We start from the raw sequence: 15,993 nt of genomic DNA on the forward strand, positions 1-15,993 counted from the left end.
TTTAAAGAGGGAAATGTAATGAACAAAAATCAAGAAACTCGTGGATTTCAATCTGAAGTTAAACAATTACTTCAATTAATGATCCACTCACTTTACTCGAATAAAGAAATCTTTCTGCGTGAGCTAATCTCAAATGCCTCTGATGCAGCGGACAAGCTGCGTTTTAAGGCACTTTCTGCACCTGAATTATATGAAGGTGATGGCGATTTAAAAGTGCGCATTAGTTTTGATGAAGAAAAAGGCACAATCACCATTAGCGATAACGGAATTGGAATGACGCGTGAGCAGGTGATCGATCATTTAGGGACGATTGCGAAATCAGGAACAAAAGAATTTTTGACCGCACTTGGGGCGGAGCAAGCGAAAGACAGCCAGCTTATCGGGCAATTTGGTGTCGGTTTTTATTCTGCCTTTATTGTGGCGGATAAAGTTACCGTGAAAACCCGTGCAGCAGGTGTGCCAGCCGATCAAGGCGTGTTGTGGGAATCTAATGGCGATGGTGAATATACCGTAGCCGATATTGAGAAAAAAGATCGTGGTACAGAAATCACCTTGCATTTGCGTGAAGAGGATAAAGGATTTACCAACGCGTGGCGTTTGCGTGAAATCATCAGCAAATATTCCGATCATATTGGCTTGCCAGTTGAAATTCTAAGCAAAGAATATGATGATGAAGGCAAAGAAACCGGCGTGAAATGGGAAAAGATCAACAAAGCCCAAGCCTTGTGGACACGCTCAAAAGGCGAAATCTCTGATGAAGAATATAAAGAATTTTACAAACATTTAAGCCACGATTTTGCCGATCCGCTTTTATGGGCGCACAATAAAGTAGAAGGAAATCAAGAATATACCAGCTTGCTTTATGTGCCGTCTAAAGCCCCTTGGGATCTCTTTAACCGTGATCACAAACAAGGTTTGAAGCTCTATGTGCAACGTGTGTTTATTATGGACGATGCGGAACAATTTATGCCGAATTATCTGCGTTTTATGCGTGGTTTAATTGATAGCAATGATTTACCGCTCAATGTTTCTCGTGAAATTTTGCAAGATAACAAAGTAACCGCCGCCTTGCGCAAATCGCTTACCAAGCGTTCATTACAAATGTTAGAAAAATTAGCGAAAGACAATCCAGAGCAATATTTACAATTTTGGAAAGAATTTGGCTTGGTGTTAAAAGAAGGCGTGGCGGAAGATGTAGCTAACCGCGAGCAAATTGCCCGTTTATATCGTTTTGCTTCAACGCATAATGATAGCAGCGAGCAAACCGTTTCCTTGCAAGATTATGTTTCGCGAATGAAAGAAGGGCAAAAAGCCATTTATTACATCACGGCAGATAGCTATATTGCGGCGAAAAATAGCCCGCACTTGGAGCTGTTTAATAAGAAAGGCATTGAAGTGTTGTTGCTTTCTGATCGTATTGATGAATGGATGGTAAGTTATCTCACCGAATTTGATGGCAAGCCATTGCAGCCAATCACCAAATCCGATCTTGATTTAGGCGATTTAGCGGATCAAGAACAGGAAGAACAAAAGGCACAAGATGAAGCCTTTGGTGCTTTCGTTGAACGCGTGAAAACTTTATTGGGGGATCGCGTGAAAGCAGTGCGTTTAACCCATCGTTTAACGGATACCCCAGCGGTGGTTTCAACGGATAACGATCAAATGACCACACAAATGGCGAAATTGTTTGCAATGAGTGGGCAGCTAGTGCCAGAAGTGAAATATACCTTTGAGCTAAATCCAGACCATTCGTTAGTGAAAAAAGTGGCGGAGATGACAGACGATGCAGCCTTTGCAAATTGGGTGGAATTACTGCTTGAACAAGCAATGTTTGCGGAGCGCGGATCGCTGGAAAATCCAACCGCATTCATTAAACGTGTAAATGAGTTGTTATCTTAATAAATTAGGTTAGAATAGGAGCGTTGTCTAAAACTAGGCAACGCTTATTTTTTGACTTATAAAAAGGAATGGTATGAAAAAATTTATTGTCGTTATCAGCTTATTGTTATCTGCTTGTAGTTCAGTGCTGAATGTTACTCAATCGGCTAAATTAGCTAACAGCTGCCAAACCTATTTCAATATTTTAGATGAGAATGTTGCCACTTCCACCTTACCAGCGGAAACCTTGCAGGCATTGCAACAGGATTTTGCGCAATATCGCAAAGAATTTACAAAACTCTCTGCTGAGAAACAAGAACAATTCTGCCGTGCGCGTTTGGCACGTTTTCAACATTAATTTTCTTTCCCTGCGTAACAAGGAGCGTCAATGAGCATTTTTATTGCGTGGGGAAATATTCAACAGGCTTATCCTTTTAGCCAAATTCCCACAGAATTATTAAGCTATAAATTACGTCAAGCACCGCCTGAACAACCACGTTTGTTGCAACGTTATCGTTGCCGTTGGGTGGCGCATTTTTTGCTATGGGAATTATTAAAAACAGCACAAATTTCCACCGCACTTTTATCGCAAATCGCATATAGCCAAAGCCAGCGCCCTTATTTTCCTACGCCGAATATTGATTTTAATATCAGCCATTCAGGCGATTGGGTGGCAGTGATACTCAAGGTTGATGAAAAAAATGAAAACCAAAGTGCGGTGGGAATTGACATCGAATTTCCGCAAAAACAACGGGATTATGCTGCCTTGCTTGGCCATTTCGCCCCTGAACAAGAACAACAATGGTTTACCAAGCAGCCCGACAAAAAAACAGCCTTTTATCGTATTTGGTGTTTGCGTGAAGCGCTGTTGAAATCACAAGGTGTAGGCATTGTGAAATTATCGGAAGTAGATCACCAAGCAGAGAACCTGCAATTATTTTCTGCTTATTGCCCGCAAGGGGAAGCCATATTTACGCAAGAATTGCCCTTTTATTTGGCCGTTTTTGCTAATGAACCCTTTACAACAGCACATTATTTTTATTGGAATGATGAAGGCTTAATTCCCACTGAATTAAGGCAAAAAATTTGCTATAAAGTGAACCGCACTTTAACGGATTTTTGACGACTTAAAAGGCAAGGGAAAGCGGGCAATCCGCCCTAGACTTCACTTATTATTTTGTTTAGACTTGTAACAATTTTTTGACAAATGGAGAAAAGAATGTCCTTTAATGGTTCAGATCAAGATCCTTGGGGAAAACCAGGGAGCAACCCAAATCAATCGGATAACAAATCCGATCAAAATAACCAATGGGATAAGCGCAATAAGCAGGAACAATCCCCACCTGATCTTGAAGAAGTCTTTAGTAATTTATTGAAAAAACTCGGTGGTGGCCAAAATGGTGGCAACCATAATGGTGGCGGCAAAGGCTTGTCATTCGGCTTAGGTAAATTATTACCTGTTGCCGCGGTGATTGGTGCGATTGTTTGGGGCGTGAGCGGTTTTTATACCGTGAAAGAAGCGGAACGTGGCGTGGTGTTGCGTTTTGGTGAGCTGGAAAAAATCGTACAACCGGGTTTGAACTGGAAACCGACTTTCGTAGATAAAGTGATCCCTGTTAATGTGGAACAAGTGAAAGAGCTAAAAACCCAAGGGGCAATGCTTACTCGCGATGAAAATATGGTGAAAGTGGAAATGACCGTGCAATATCGCGTGAGTGATCCAGCAAAATATTTATTCAGTGTAACCAATGCCGATGACAGCTTAAACCAAGCTACCGACAGTGCGTTGCGTTATGTGATTGGACATATGTCAATGGACGACATTTTAACCACAGGGCGTTCCATCGTGCGTGAAGACACTTGGAAAGCCTTGAATAGCATTATTCAGCCTTATGATATGGGGCTAGAAGTGCTTGATGTGAACTTCCAATCTGCGCGCCCGCCAGAAGAAGTGAAAGCCGCCTTTGATGATGCGATCAAAGCACAAGAAGATGAGCAACGCTATATTCGTGAAGCGGAAGCCTATGCTCGCGAGCAAGAGCCAATCGCGCGTGGTAATGCACAACGCATTATTGAAGAAGCCACGGCCTATAAAGATCAAGTGGTGTTAAATGCGCAAGGGGAAGTGGAACGTTTCCAACGCTTATTGCCTGAATTTAAAGCCGCGCCGCAATTATTGCGTGATCGCTTATATATTCAAACGATGGAAAAAGTGATGGCAAACACGCCAAAAGTATTGCTTGATAGCAACGGCAATAATTTAAGTGTACTGCCGCTCGATAAAATTTTATCGCAAAAAAATAGCCAAAAAAGCACCGCACCTAACTCATCAAATTCACAAAGTGCGGTGAAAAATCAGGAAATTTATTCTGAAACTCACTCTTTTTCCAACAGTGAGAGCTATCAACAATCATCTGAAAATCGCCAAGGGAGATTTAACTAATGCGTAAGATTTTAACCCCTGTTTTACTGGTATTGCTCGCGGTGATTTATTCTAGCCTTGTGATTGTAGATGAAGGCACGCGCGGCATTATGTTGCGTTTCGGCAAAGTTCATCGTGATTCTGACAATAAAGTGGTGGTGTATGAGCCGGGTTTGCACCTTAAAATCCCATTTATTGACTCAATGAAAGTGTTAGATGCGCGTATTCGCACCCTTGATGGCGCGCCAGATCGCTTTGTTACTGTTGAGAAAAAAGATCTTTTAGTGGATTCTTATGTGAAATGGCGAATCAGTGATTTTGGCCGTTTCTTCACCGCAACAGGTGGCGGCGATTATACTCAAGCGTCCAACTTATTACGCCGTAAAGTGAATGACCGTTTACGCTCTGAAGTGGGTTCACGCACCATTAAAGACATTGTGTCAGGGACACGTGGCGAATTAATGGTTGGCGCACGCAAAGCCTTGAATACAGGGCAAGATAGCACCTCAGAATTAGGGATTGAAGTGGTTGATGTGCGAGTAAAACAAATCAATCTCCCTGATGAAGTGTCTTCATCAATCTATCAACGTATGCGTGCAGAGCGTGATGCAGTGGCCCGTGAACATCGTTCACAAGGTAAAGAAAAAGCCGCATTTATTCAAGCCGATGTGGATCGTAAAGTTACAGTAATTCTGGCCACCGCCAATAAAACGGCACAAGAATTACGTGGTAACGGTGATGCCGCCGCCGCCAAACTCTACGCCGATGCCTTTGCACAAGAACCTGAGTTTTACAGCTTTGTGCGTAGTATGAAAGCCTATGAAAAAAGCTTTGCAGAATCAAACAATATGCTGATTCTCAAACCAGACAGCGACTTCTTCCGCTTTATGCAAGCGCCGAAGTAAAATATATAAGGGCTATATCTATATTAGATTAGCCCTAAACTCCTCACTATTCTCACAAAATATTCACTTGCTTTTGCTATAATTTTATAATTGAAGCTAGAGGAAATTATAAAATTATGACAACTCGACCAAAAGATATTGATGCTACGCTTTTGCAGATAGAAATTTTAAGGATTATTCCTAGGCTGCCAGCGAGCATAGAGGCAAAAACGATTCACGAAAAACTGAAAGATTTAGGCTTTAATCGTGATTTACGTAGTATTCAGAGAACGCAACAAGCACTTTGCTTACATTTTGATGATTTAGAATGTAACAACGATAACAAGCCTTATACCTATTACTGGAAAGAACGTTCAGCTGGGTTCGCCCTCCCCGTTTTAAATGAACAGCAATCTCTATTACTCAAACTCGCAGAAAAACAGCTTAAATATTGGGGCTGTAGTAGATTAGCCCTAAATTTCACACCATTTTCGCAATATTTTTAACTGCTCTTTTGGTGTCCCAAAGTTAAACCGAAATTCACATTCCTTCAAGAATAAAGGAAAGTTTTTTCGGTTAATTCCATTATATTTTCGCAGTACCCGCTTCGCCTGATTCCAAAAATTTTCAATGCCATTAATATGATTTTGTTTCACCGCAAATAGCTCGGAATGATTGATTCGTTCGTGGTGAAATTCACTCACATCAAGCGCATCATAACTGCGATAAGTGTCCGTATAAACCCAGCTATCAGGCTTGATTTTTCTTTTAATAACAGGGAGTAATGTTTCACTCTTGGTGTTTTCAACCACAACAGTAAATACCTTTCCTTGTCGTTTTAGTCACCCAAAAACAGCAACTTTTCCAGCCGCTCCTCGTCCTCGTTTTCCCTTTCGATGACCACCAAAATAGCTTTCGTCTAGTTCAATTTCCCCCTCAAAAATCTCGTTAACTTCAAGGGATAAATGATAGCCAATCACAAGCCTGATTTTATGGTAGAACAAAGCGGCTGTATTCGGTTGAATATCTAGCAAATTTGCTGCCGTTCTTGCAGTAACTTCTGCGACAAAAAACTCAAGCAGTTTTTTTGTATGGATTTCTTTAATTTACAATATGTTATCTTCATTTTTGTAGTATAGCATTGTTGCTAATCTACTACAGCCCTTTAAATTTTGTAAAAATAAATCATAAAAAACCAAGAGAAGAAAATACTCACTTTTATTAAAGCATCAAGACCATAAAATATTATCTATATAACCGGAAAGTGAATTACCAGATGGGTTATTAAATAAGTTCATATGTAGCCACTGTTATCGGTGTATTGGTTGAAGTGCCTGTGATGCTTTCACTTGTTGCGTTGTTAAATCGTTGGAATAAATAATGAAAAGCAGTGGGATTTTCGCAATTTACAAATTTTCACGAAAATCCCTCTATTTTTATAGTTAGATACCACTATTCCACTTTAAACATCCCCATCATACCGAGATTTTCATGTTCTAAAATATGGCAATGGTACATTTTCAACCCAGTATGTCCTTGCTTAAAGCGAATAATCACTTTTTCATAAGGGCGTAAATTAACCACATCTTTTAACGCTCTGCCTTCTGGCTTAAAGGTTTTACCGTTTAACGTATGTTGAATTACTTCAAATTGAGTGCCGTGTAAATGGAATGGATGATCCATATGGCTTTCATTGAAGATTTCCCACTGTTCCACTTCATTCAATTTGGTAACAAAATCAATACGGTTCATATCAAAGGTTTGACCGTTGATTAAGAACATACCATTCATCATTGGTGAAATAGGGTTGTCCGTTGGTGTTGTAGTAGCGTGATGTGTACCGTGATTCATCATTGGCATATTCGTATGGTTCATCATTTTTTCACTAAAGCGAATTTGGCGAACCTGCTTTGGCTCATCCCAGTTAGGCAAGGACCTTAAGCTTTCAGGTAACTGAACAGGTTCTGATTTCACCTGAATTGTGGCTAAAGTGATATCTTTAGGCTGTTCTTGCACCATCATCTTACGGCGATCATAATAACCGCTTTGTAAATTGACTGTTCCTTGCGTTTCACCCACCATAATCACTTCAACGCGTTCGGCTGGTGTAAGTAGCAGTTCATCAACAGGCGAGCGAGGTTTTTCAAGTAAACCACCTTCGGTACCCACCACAATCCATTTCACCCCTGGAATGTTTAAACGAAAATAACGAGCGCTAGTGGCATTCCAAAGACGGATTCGTTCATTCGTTTTCACTTGAATCTGGGGCTGATATTGACCGTTGATTAACACAAATTCACCCTCACGGCCGTTCATCCAATCTAACATCGTGTTTGCTGGAATGGTGCCATCGGCATTTAAACGCAGATCGGAAATCACCCAATGTTGTTCAGGAAGGTGTGCAAGCGGATCATTTTTCGCTTTAACAACGAAAGTGCCTGCTAAGCCTTTATAGACTTGTTCGGAAACATGGTCATGTGGATGAGGGTGGTACCAATATGTCCCAGCACTGCCTTGAGGTAGCGTAAAGCGATAGACTTTTTTCCCTTGCGGTTCAACCATATCCATCGGGTTACCATCCGCCTCATTTGGTACATCTAAGCCGTGCCAATGTACTGTTGAGGGTTGTGGTAGGTGATTGATAAATTCAATTTCTACGGTGTCGCCTTCAAATACTTCAATTTGTGGCCCTGGTAGTTGTCCGTTATAAGCCCAAAATTCCGTTTCTTTATTGTCTGCGAGGCGAATTTTAATTGGCTCTGCTTTTAAAGTGGCTTTGAATAGCCCTGCTTGAGTCGATTGATTAGCAAGTTTTGGCAATATCCCATTAAGCGATAAACCTGAAGGCATTGCCTCAGTTGGCATTAGGCCAGTAGGTACTGAATGCATCATCGCCATATTGCCATGTTGTGCGTGGTTCATCATATTCGCAAGGCTATAAAGCGAGCTACTGGCTAAGCTAATTCCAATTCCATAACGTAAAAAATCTCGACGTTTCATTCTTTCACCCCCCTATTGGTTATAGGATTTGAACACTTCACTTTCACCGTTTTTCTTAATTAAAACAACATCATAAGGATCTTTGCGTCCGCCGTATGCTTCACCGTCCATACCTGGTGAACCAATCGGCATGCCAGGTGCGGACAAGCCAACTGCATCGGGTTTTTCTGCGAGTAAACGTTTGATATCCTCAGCAGGTACATGTCCTTCAATCACATAGCCATCAATCACTGCCGTGTGGCAAGAGGCGTGTTCATTTTTAATGTTAAAGCGCTTATGAGCATCATAATTGCCTGTTTCGTTGACTTTAATCTCAAAACCGTTTTTCTGCATATAGCTGATCCATTCATTACAACAGCCACAAGTCGGGCTTTTCCACACTTCCATAGAAAGTGTTTGTGCTTGAGCACAAGCGGTTATCCCTAAACTTAAAAGCAACAATGAGCGGGTGAATTTATGTAATTTCATAAGATGTCCTTATTTTTATTGAGATGGAATGGCGCAATGTTAAAGCTTGACCTAGGGTTAAGGTCAAGTAATCTGAAAAAATTCTATCATTTGAAAATTTTTCTCAAAATCCTACTGCTTGTAGTAGAGATATGCCAACGTACCATCCACTATTATTTTTGGGGCTGTACTAGATAACTAGAATAAATTCTGCTTTACTAAATGTTCTAAAATGGAAATTTGAACTTTTATTTCACTGTGGTTAAAACGCCATTCACATTCCTTCAAATACAGTTCAAAATGCTCTTTGGGAATGCCGTTAAACTTCCGTAAGTGGCGTTTTGCCTGATTCCAAAAGTTCTCAATTCCGTTAATATGATTTTGTCGTTCAGCAAAATGTGTGCTGTGATTGATGCGAAAGTAGCTAAACTCACTCACATCAAGTACATCATAGCTTTTGTAACAATCAGTATAAACAATACTGTCAGGCTTTACCTGCTCACGTATTATCAGCAATAAAGTGGCAGTTTGCGTATTGGGCACAGCAACGGTGTAAACCTTGCCGTTGCGCTTCAGAAGCCCGAATACAGCCACTTTGCCGGCTGCCCCGCGACCGCGTTTGCCTTTGCGCTGTCCGCCAAAATAGCTTTCATCAACCTCTACTTCGCCATCAAACATTTCCAGATGCGGGCTGTTATGGAAAATCAGTAAACGTAAACGATGAAAATAATAGGCAGCAGTGTTTTTATTAACGCCGACTAATTGAGCTGCAGTGCGAGCACTAACACCCGCAATAAACAGTTCAATCAGTTTGTTTTGCTTGTACTGACTTAAACGACTTCTTCTCATAGGGATTATTCTAACCTGAAATTAGATTTCCCTAGTTATCTAGTACAGCCCCTTAAATATTTGTTTAAAACACCGTTTGGAGCAATTCAAGCGGTGTTTTTGTGTGGAAATTTTGCAAAAATGAACTTTCAGGCTGCCTGAAAAACATTATCCTTTATCTTTAATACTTTTAATGATTTGACAATTTTCAATTTCTTTATTTTGACAACCAATAATTTGTTCCAAAAATGATTTAACTTCTTGTAATTGCTTAATTTGTTCGTTGATATGTGATAAATGTTTTTGGGTTAATTCATCAACATCATCACATTGATGATTGGGAGTTGTTTGAAATGTCAATAAGACCTGAATGTCATTTAAAGAAAAACCGATATTGCGACAAGTTTTAATAAAGCGTAATTGTTCTAGCTGATTTTCATCAAAAACTCGGTAGCCATTAGCTTGAAAAGTTGGCTTGATTAAGCCTTGTTTTTCATAATAACGAATGGTTTCTAAATGCACGCCTGTTTGTTCACTGGCTTGTTTAATTTGAAAAATTTTTGACATTGTACTTGACTCTGTAATAACTACGGAGTTTATATTATAGCAAATTTCAATCATCTTTCGGAGTTTGTTATGGCGTGCCAAAGTTGTTGCAGTTCAAATCAGCCCATTCATCAATCACCCAAGTACAAAAAAGCCTTGTGGATTGTCTTGATATTAAATTTATCAATGTTCTTTGTGGAAATTGTAATGGGGATTAAATCGGGTTCAACTTCGCTGTTGTCGGACAGCTTGGATTTCTTGGGCGATAGTGCCAATTATTTGATAAGTTTGATTGTTTTGCCAATGGCATTAAGTTACCGTGCCAAAGCATCTATGGTTAAGGGGCTAACGATGGGCGTTTTTGGCTTATTTATTTTAATTACAACCATTTATCGTGCGTTTTATGGGGAAATTCCCAGTTATAGCGAAATGAGTATTGTGGGATTTTTGGCGTTATTGGTGAATGTGTCGGCATTGTTGATATTATTAAAATTCCGTGATGGCGACAGTAATGTCCGAAGTGTATGGGTATGTTCTCGCAATGATGCGATTGGTAATGTGGCAGTGATTTTGGCTGGCATAGCAGTTTATTTTTTTCAATCAAAATATCCGGATTTAATTGTGGCGTTTATTTTGGCATTTTTAGCATTACAAGCCAGTCAAGAAATCATCAAAAGGGCTTGGGTGGAAGTAAAAGTCAGTTAATTTATAAACACCGTTTGAATTTGATTTTCAAGCGGTGTTTTTGTTTGAGAATTTTGCAAAATAACTTTCAGGCAGCCTGAAAAACCTACACCCCTTTATTTTCCAGCGATTTTCGGTTTATCCACCACACCAGCGACAACATCACAGGCACTTCAACCAACACGCCCACCACCGTTGCCAATGCCGCCCCTGAATTTAAACCAAATAAAGCAATCGCCACCGCCACCGCCAATTCAAAAAAATTGCTTGTGCCGATTAAGCAAGCAGGGGCGGAAATGGCGTGGGGCAATTTAAGCCATTTTGCCCAAATCGCACTCAAGGCAAAAATGCCGTAAGTCTGCACCAATAAAGGAATGGCAATCAGCAGGATAATCATCGGCTTATCCACAATGGTTTGTGCCTGAAACGCAAACAACAGCACCACCGTCAATAACAATCCCAAGATAGACAAAGGCTTAAAACGCTGGCTGAATTGGCGAATTTTGTGTTCATCTTGCAAAGATTTGCGAGTGGCAACTCCCACAAGCAAAGGCAACACCAAATACAGCAACACGCTAAAAAACAGCGTATCCCACGGGATTGTGATGTCGTTGATACCCAAAAGTAGCCCAGCAATCGGGGCAAAGGCAAAAATCATAATCACATCATTTAAAGACACTTGCACCAGCGTGTAATTGGGGTCGCCTTTGACCAGTTGAGACCAAACAAAAACCATTGCCGTACAAGGTGCAACCCCAAGCAAAATCATACCTGCAATGTATTCGTTTGCCGATTGTTCATCTACCCAGCCAGCAAAAAACACCTTAAAAAACAACCAGCCAACAAGTGCCATCGTAAAAGGCTTAATCAACCAATTCACCGTTAAAGTCAGCCACAGCCCTTTGGGATTGTGGCGGATATTTTTAATGGCAAGCCAGTCAATTTGTATCATCATCGGATAAATCATCAGCCAAATCAGCACCGCAATCGGCAAATTGATTTGAGCCACCTGCATTGTGGCAATCCATTGAAAATAAGGTGTAAACCAAATACCCAGCCCCACGCCAAGCAAAATCGCCAACCCCACCCACACACTCAAAAATCGTTCAAAAATGCCCATTTTATGCCCCTTGTACGCGGATGATTTCGCCATCTTCTTTGACAAAATCACTGTGTAATACCACAGGTGAAATGCTCAGAAACACTTCGCTTGGACGGCACAAACGCACGCCTTTTTCGGTGATGACAATCGGGCGGTTGATTAAAATGGGGGCGGTTAGCATTGCCTTGATGATGTCGTTGTCACTCACCTCGTTGTCCAAATTAAATTGTTGATATTCAGGCACATTACTTCGCAAAAGCTCTCTGGGCGTGATGTTCATTTGCTTAATCAGTTGGCGTAGTGTGCGTTCATCGGGCGGGGTGTCCAGATAATGAATAATGGTCGGCTCAATGCCCAAATGGCGAATCAAAGCCAGCGTGTTGCGAGAAGTACCACATTTGGGATTGTGATAAATGCTGATTGGGTGCATAGTATGTTCCTTACTTCAAGAGTTATTGAAATGAATGGGCAAAAAAATTTGCTAACACGATTGGCAAAATTTTTCGCAATCGCCACCGCTTGCGTTTTCACAACAGCGATGCAATAAAAACTCAATCAAGCCGTTCATCATCGCCAAATTGGCGAAATAACGGACAAATTTTCCCTGCTGTTCACTGTAAACAAGGTTGGCGTTTGCCAAAGTTTTTAAGTGAAACGACAGATTATTGGGGGCAAGATTGAGCTGTTTTGCCAAATCGCCCGCCACCATACCACGCCCCCCTTCGGCGGTCAGAGCTTGGAAAATGGCAAGGCGTGTGGGCGAAGCAAGACTTTCAAACAGTTTGCTGGCGTGTTCGGTGTTCATATTCATAGGCGGTTAGTATAGCAGGGTGTGTTTTTCATTTCAATAGGTATTGAAATGATGTTTGTGTGTTCAGGTAGCCTGAAAATTTAGGGGCTGTAGTAGATTAGCAACAATGCTATACTACAAAAATGAAGATAACATATTGTAAATTAGAGAAATCCATACAGAAAAAACTGCTTGAGTTTTTTGTCGCAGAAGTTACTGCAAGAACAGCAGCAAATTTGCTAGATATTCAACCGAATACAGCCGCTTTGTTCTACCATAAAATCAGGCTTGTGATTGGCTATCATTTATCCCTTGAAGTTAACGAGATTTTTGGGGGGGGGGGGAAATTGAACTAGACGAAAGCTATTTTGGTGGTCATCGAAAGGGAAAACGAGGACGAGGAGCGGCTGGAAAAGTTGCTGTTTTTGGGTGACTAAAACGACAAGGAAAGGTATTTACTGTTGTGGTTGAAAACACCAAGAGTGAAACATTACTCCCTGTTATTAAAAGAAAAATCAAGCCTGATAGCTGGGTTTATACGGACACTTATCGCAGTTATGATGCGCTTGATATGAGTGAATTTCACCACGAACGAATCAATCATTCCGAGCTATTTGCGGTGAAACAAAATCATATTAATGGCATTGATAATTTTTGGAATCAGGCGAAGCGGATACTGCGAAAATATAATGGAATTAACCGAAAAAACTTTCCTTTATTCTTGAAGGAATGTGAATTTCGGTTTAACTTTGGGACACCAAAAGAGCAGTTAAAAATATTGCGAAAATGGTGTGAAATTTAGGGCTAATCTACTACAGCTCCTAAATTTTTAACAACGTTTAAACATATCATCCGTTATTGGGAATTATATTTGGAAAATAGTAAACTCAAAATTAGCGAGGAAATAAAGAATCGAGATTATTGGATTAGACATATTGGACACGAAGATAAAAAAATCTCTCGTATTATCGTAAGCCTTAATTTATGTGGACAGCCAGCGCTTGCAAAGCAGTTGCAACATATTGCTATTCAATTAGGAATGGAGAAAGGTACACCAAAACCTGAAACAGTTGAAATTTGGAAGCGGTTATTAGATGAATAGGCTAAAATCAGCGTTTTCAGCAAAAAATGGCACGTTAAGCGTGCCATTTTTATTGGGATATGTGGGGACAAATTATTCCTCAATCGCTAATTCTTTCAAATATTGAAAAATCTCACGATAGGCTTTTGGTGGTTTGTTTTGTGCTTTTTCTTTTTGCGCTGCGCGGATTAGGTTGCGCAGATGTTGGCGATCAGCATAGGGGTAGTCATTCAGTACATTGCTTAATGCTTCGTCCCCTTTGGCGATAAGTTCATCACGCAGTAATTCTAATTTATGCAACAGCGCTTGTTGGTGATTGTGTTTATTCTCGATTTTATCCAAGGCCTCTTGAATTGGCTCAGCATCTACTTGACGCAGCAGTTTGCCAATATATTGTAGCTGGCGGCGTTTTGCTTCTTTTTGTAAGCGTTGAGCGAGCGCGATGGCATCAAGAATATTTTCTTCCAATGGAATTTTTTCTAAGTTGGTTTTGGTTAGATTTACCAATTTTTCACCAAGCTGTTTTAAGGCTTCCGCATCACGTTTTATTTCACTTTTGCTTACCCAAATAATTTCTTCTTGTTCTTCATCTTCCCAATCAAATTGTTCTTTTCTACGTTTTGCCATAAGGTTTTCCTAAATCTAAATGCGCTAAATAGGCGTTAGTGTAGCATAATTTCGGCTAAATTAGCGAGATAAGGGAAAATGGGATAGAATACGGCAAATTTTGATAAGAGGTTAAAAAATGCAACAAAATCCTACCGCACTTTTAAAACAGCAAGAACAAGAATTGCGTGAGGCTGTGAGTTATGCCATTGATATTGCAACAAAAGCGGGAGCAAGCGCAGAAGTTGCCGTGACCAAAGTGAATGGACTTTCTGTTTCCACTCGTTTGCAAGAAATTGAAAATGTGGAATTTAATAATGATGGAGCATTAGGTATTTCGGTTTATTTAGGCCAACAAAAAGGCAATGCGTCCACTTCTGATTTAAGCCCTGTGGCGATCAAAAATGCGGTGGAAGCCGCTCTTGCCATTGCGAAATATACGTCGCCTGATGATTGCGCAGGCTTGGCTGATCGCGATTTAATGGCGTTTGATGCGCCAGATTTATCCCTTTATCACCCCACTGAAATTGATGTGGATCGGGCGGCAACGTTAGCATTGAATGCAGAAAAAGTGGCGTTGGATTATGATGAGCGTATTGTGAATAGTGAAGGGGCTGCTTTTAATTCTCATACTGGCGTGCGAGTTTATGGCAACAGCTATGGAATGTTGCAGAGCTATTTGTCTAGCCGTTATTCTCTTTCTTGTTCGATGATTGTGGGAGAAAATGATCAGCTTGAGCGTGATTATGAATATACTATTTCGCGTTATCCGGATAAGTTAGAAAATCCAGCTTGGGTGGGCGAAAATGCGGCGAAAAAAGCCTTATCACGTTTAAATCCACAAAAAATTGCAACCCAAGAAGTGCCTGTAGTGTTTTTAAATGATGTGGCAACAGGGTTGATCAGTCATTTGACCGCAGCGATTAGTGGCGGCAGTTTATACCGTAAAGCGAGCTTTTTATTAGATGCCTTAGGCAAGCAAATTTTGCCAGATTGGTTTCACATTAGTGAACGCCCACATTTAATAGGGAAATTGGCTTCTTCACCTTTTGATAGTGAAGGTGTGCGAACTCGTGATATGGAAATTATTGAGCAAGGCATTTTGCAAACTTACTTATTAACCAGTTATAGTGGGCGAAAACTGGGTATGCAAAGCACGGGCCACGCGGGTGGCATTCATAATTGGTTAGTGAAACCAAATTTGCAAGGGGGATTGACCGCACTTTTAGAAAAAATGGGGACGGGCTTGCTAGTTACGGATCTCATGGGGCAAGGCGTCAATCTCGTTACTGGTGATTATTCCCGTGGAGCAGCAGGATTTTGGGTGGAAAATGGGCAAATCCAATATCCAGTGGCTGAAATTACCATAGCAGGATCACTTCCCGAAATGTTTAAGCAAATTGTCGCCGTGGCGGACGATGTTGAACACCGCTCTAACATTCAAACTGGTTCAATCTTGTTAGAAAAAATGAAGGTATCAGGAAATTAATTTTATAAATGAGAATTATTCTTATTGACAATGCTTTTTAGTTTGCTAGAATGAAGGCGTTTGTTAAGTATTGTTGTTGAAAATGATGATTCATTTTTAAGATGCTCCAAACAAGTAGAGTAGAAAGTAAATTCGTTAGGGTATTTAAAAGGCTGAGACTTATATCTCGGCCTTTTTTTTGCTACAATTTCACCGTTTTTAACTCAATCATTTCGCCATTGGCGGGCTTAAAGGTA

Annotated in this window: 17 protein-coding genes and 2 pseudogenes; 10 read left to right on the plus strand and 9 right to left on the minus strand. The window is 40.5% G+C overall.

Annotated features, from left to right (window positions below):
* Positions 1–18 precede the first annotated feature (18 nt).
* The 6 genes from htpG to DYC50_RS03450 all read left to right on the plus strand — a co-directional run bounded on the left by htpG (position 19) and on the right by DYC50_RS03450 (position 5,690).
* Positions 19–1,899 (plus strand): molecular chaperone HtpG, encoded by a 1,881-nt coding sequence (gene htpG / locus DYC50_RS03425; protein ID WP_115249009.1) that lies wholly within the window; start codon positions 19–21, stop codon positions 1,897–1,899.
* A gap of 73 nt (positions 1,900–1,972) precedes the next feature.
* On the plus strand, positions 1,973–2,236 hold the full coding sequence (locus DYC50_RS03430; protein WP_103853734.1) for a DUF5339 family protein: 264 nt from the start codon (positions 1,973–1,975) through the stop codon (positions 2,234–2,236).
* 30 nt (positions 2,237–2,266) lie between these two features.
* Positions 2,267–3,001 carry a 4'-phosphopantetheinyl transferase family protein gene (locus tag DYC50_RS03435; RefSeq protein ID WP_115249010.1) on the plus strand — a complete coding sequence of 245 codons (735 nt, stop codon included), beginning with the start codon at positions 2,267–2,269 and terminating at the stop codon, positions 2,999–3,001.
* Positions 3,002–3,097: 96 nt separating this feature from the next.
* Positions 3,098–4,321 (plus strand): FtsH protease activity modulator HflK, encoded by a 1,224-nt coding sequence (gene hflK / locus DYC50_RS03440; RefSeq protein WP_172459063.1) that lies wholly within the window; start codon positions 3,098–3,100, stop codon positions 4,319–4,321.
* Positions 4,321–5,205, plus strand: a complete 885-nt coding sequence (gene hflC / locus DYC50_RS03445; RefSeq protein WP_115249012.1) for a protease modulator HflC — start codon at positions 4,321–4,323, stop codon at positions 5,203–5,205. Before hflK ends, hflC begins: the two co-directional genes overlap by 1 nt.
* A gap of 116 nt (positions 5,206–5,321) precedes the next feature.
* Complete coding sequence (locus DYC50_RS03450) at positions 5,322–5,690, plus strand: hypothetical protein (protein ID WP_174888163.1); 369 nt, start codon at positions 5,322–5,324, stop codon at positions 5,688–5,690.
* On the opposite strand, the pseudogene DYC50_RS03455 reads toward DYC50_RS03450, so the two are convergent.
* The 5 genes and pseudogenes from DYC50_RS03455 to DYC50_RS03480 all read right to left on the minus strand — a co-directional run bounded on the left by DYC50_RS03455 (position 5,658) and on the right by DYC50_RS03480 (position 10,026).
* Positions 5,658–6,310 (minus strand): annotated as a pseudogene (locus tag DYC50_RS03455) (IS1595 family transposase). The gene DYC50_RS03450 and the pseudogene DYC50_RS03455 sit on opposite strands and share 33 nt — an antisense overlap.
* A gap of 326 nt (positions 6,311–6,636) precedes the next feature.
* Positions 6,637–8,184 carry a multicopper oxidase family protein gene (locus tag DYC50_RS03460; RefSeq protein WP_115249013.1) on the minus strand — a complete coding sequence of 516 codons (1,548 nt, stop codon included), beginning with the start codon at positions 8,182–8,184 and terminating at the stop codon, positions 6,637–6,639.
* A 12-nt stretch (positions 8,185–8,196) separates the two neighbouring features.
* Positions 8,197–8,652, minus strand: coding sequence for a DUF411 domain-containing protein (locus DYC50_RS03465; protein ID WP_077421763.1), 456 nt, complete (start codon positions 8,650–8,652; stop codon positions 8,197–8,199).
* A gap of 177 nt (positions 8,653–8,829) precedes the next feature.
* Complete coding sequence (locus DYC50_RS03475) at positions 8,830–9,480, minus strand: IS1595 family transposase (protein ID WP_103853729.1); 651 nt, start codon at positions 9,478–9,480, stop codon at positions 8,830–8,832.
* Positions 9,481–9,627: 147 nt separating this feature from the next.
* Positions 9,628–10,026: a MerR family transcriptional regulator gene (locus DYC50_RS03480; RefSeq protein ID WP_013746097.1), complete on the minus strand. Its 399-nt coding sequence runs from the start codon at positions 10,024–10,026 to the stop codon at positions 9,628–9,630.
* Between the two features lie 69 nt (positions 10,027–10,095).
* Between DYC50_RS03480 and DYC50_RS03485 the strand changes: the two genes are divergently transcribed.
* Complete coding sequence (locus DYC50_RS03485; RefSeq protein ID WP_039096602.1) at positions 10,096–10,710, plus strand: cation efflux transmembrane domain-containing protein; 615 nt, start codon at positions 10,096–10,098, stop codon at positions 10,708–10,710.
* Between the two features lie 85 nt (positions 10,711–10,795).
* Here the strand turns inward: DYC50_RS03485 and arsB are convergent, their stop codons facing one another.
* The 3 genes from arsB to DYC50_RS03500 are packed head-to-tail and all read right to left on the minus strand — an operon-like array spanning position 10,796 to position 12,596.
* Positions 10,796–11,809, minus strand: a complete 1,014-nt coding sequence (gene arsB, locus DYC50_RS03490; RefSeq protein ID WP_065233445.1) for an ACR3 family arsenite efflux transporter — start codon at positions 11,807–11,809, stop codon at positions 10,796–10,798.
* Between the two features lies 1 nt (position 11,810).
* Positions 11,811–12,221: an arsenate reductase (glutaredoxin) gene (gene arsC / locus DYC50_RS03495; protein WP_065233444.1), complete on the minus strand. Its 411-nt coding sequence runs from the start codon at positions 12,219–12,221 to the stop codon at positions 11,811–11,813.
* Positions 12,222–12,272: 51 nt separating this feature from the next.
* A complete protein-coding gene (locus DYC50_RS03500) occupies positions 12,273–12,596 on the minus strand; it encodes an ArsR/SmtB family transcription factor (RefSeq protein WP_034293588.1) in 324 nt (107 codons plus the stop codon).
* 128 nt (positions 12,597–12,724) lie between these two features.
* Between DYC50_RS03500 and DYC50_RS03505 the strand changes: the two are divergent.
* Positions 12,725–13,383: pseudogene (locus DYC50_RS03505) on the plus strand (IS1595 family transposase).
* Between the two features lie 69 nt (positions 13,384–13,452).
* Positions 13,453–13,683, plus strand: a complete 231-nt coding sequence (locus DYC50_RS03510; RefSeq protein ID WP_115249014.1) for a hypothetical protein — start codon at positions 13,453–13,455, stop codon at positions 13,681–13,683.
* A 72-nt stretch (positions 13,684–13,755) separates the two neighbouring features.
* On the opposite strand, the gene yjgA is transcribed toward DYC50_RS03510, so the two are convergent.
* Positions 13,756–14,289 (minus strand): ribosome biogenesis factor YjgA, encoded by a 534-nt coding sequence (yjgA, locus tag DYC50_RS03515; protein WP_115249015.1) that lies wholly within the window; start codon positions 14,287–14,289, stop codon positions 13,756–13,758.
* A 118-nt stretch (positions 14,290–14,407) separates the two neighbouring features.
* On the opposite strand from yjgA, the gene pmbA reads away from it, so the two are divergent.
* Positions 14,408–15,757, plus strand: coding sequence for a metalloprotease PmbA (gene pmbA, locus DYC50_RS03520; RefSeq protein ID WP_115249016.1), 1,350 nt, complete (start codon positions 14,408–14,410; stop codon positions 15,755–15,757).
* The last annotated feature ends 236 nt before the right edge of the window (positions 15,758–15,993 follow it).

Origin of the sequence: Avibacterium avium (genome assembly GCF_900454535.1) — a bacterium.
In the GTDB taxonomy this organism is placed as follows: domain Bacteria; phylum Pseudomonadota; class Gammaproteobacteria; order Enterobacterales; family Pasteurellaceae; genus Avibacterium; species Avibacterium avium.

Coding starts and splice junctions, on each gene's coding strand:
- htpG (WP_115249009.1), top strand. CDS start 19: ATGAACAAAAATCAAGAAACTCGTGGATTTCAATCTGAAGTTAAACAA.
- DYC50_RS03430 (WP_103853734.1), top strand. CDS start 1,973: ATGAAAAAATTTATTGTCGTTATCAGCTTATTGTTATCTGCTTGTAGT.
- DYC50_RS03435 (WP_115249010.1), top strand. CDS start 2,267: ATGAGCATTTTTATTGCGTGGGGAAATATTCAACAGGCTTATCCTTTT.
- hflK (WP_172459063.1), top strand. CDS start 3,098: ATGTCCTTTAATGGTTCAGATCAAGATCCTTGGGGAAAACCAGGGAGC.
- hflC (WP_115249012.1), top strand. CDS start 4,321: ATGCGTAAGATTTTAACCCCTGTTTTACTGGTATTGCTCGCGGTGATT.
- DYC50_RS03450 (WP_174888163.1), top strand. CDS start 5,322: ATGACAACTCGACCAAAAGATATTGATGCTACGCTTTTGCAGATAGAA.
- DYC50_RS03460 (WP_115249013.1), bottom strand. CDS start 8,184: ATGAAACGTCGAGATTTTTTACGTTATGGAATTGGAATTAGCTTAGCC.
- DYC50_RS03465 (WP_077421763.1), bottom strand. CDS start 8,652: ATGAAATTACATAAATTCACCCGCTCATTGTTGCTTTTAAGTTTAGGG.
- DYC50_RS03475 (WP_103853729.1), bottom strand. CDS start 9,480: ATGAGAAGAAGTCGTTTAAGTCAGTACAAGCAAAACAAACTGATTGAA.
- DYC50_RS03480 (WP_013746097.1), bottom strand. CDS start 10,026: ATGTCAAAAATTTTTCAAATTAAACAAGCCAGTGAACAAACAGGCGTG.
- DYC50_RS03485 (WP_039096602.1), top strand. CDS start 10,096: ATGGCGTGCCAAAGTTGTTGCAGTTCAAATCAGCCCATTCATCAATCA.
- arsB (WP_065233445.1), bottom strand. CDS start 11,809: ATGGGCATTTTTGAACGATTTTTGAGTGTGTGGGTGGGGTTGGCGATT.
- arsC (WP_065233444.1), bottom strand. CDS start 12,221: ATGCACCCAATCAGCATTTATCACAATCCCAAATGTGGTACTTCTCGC.
- DYC50_RS03500 (WP_034293588.1), bottom strand. CDS start 12,596: ATGAACACCGAACACGCCAGCAAACTGTTTGAAAGTCTTGCTTCGCCC.
- yjgA (WP_115249015.1), bottom strand. CDS start 14,289: ATGGCAAAACGTAGAAAAGAACAATTTGATTGGGAAGATGAAGAACAA.
- pmbA (WP_115249016.1), top strand. CDS start 14,408: ATGCAACAAAATCCTACCGCACTTTTAAAACAGCAAGAACAAGAATTG.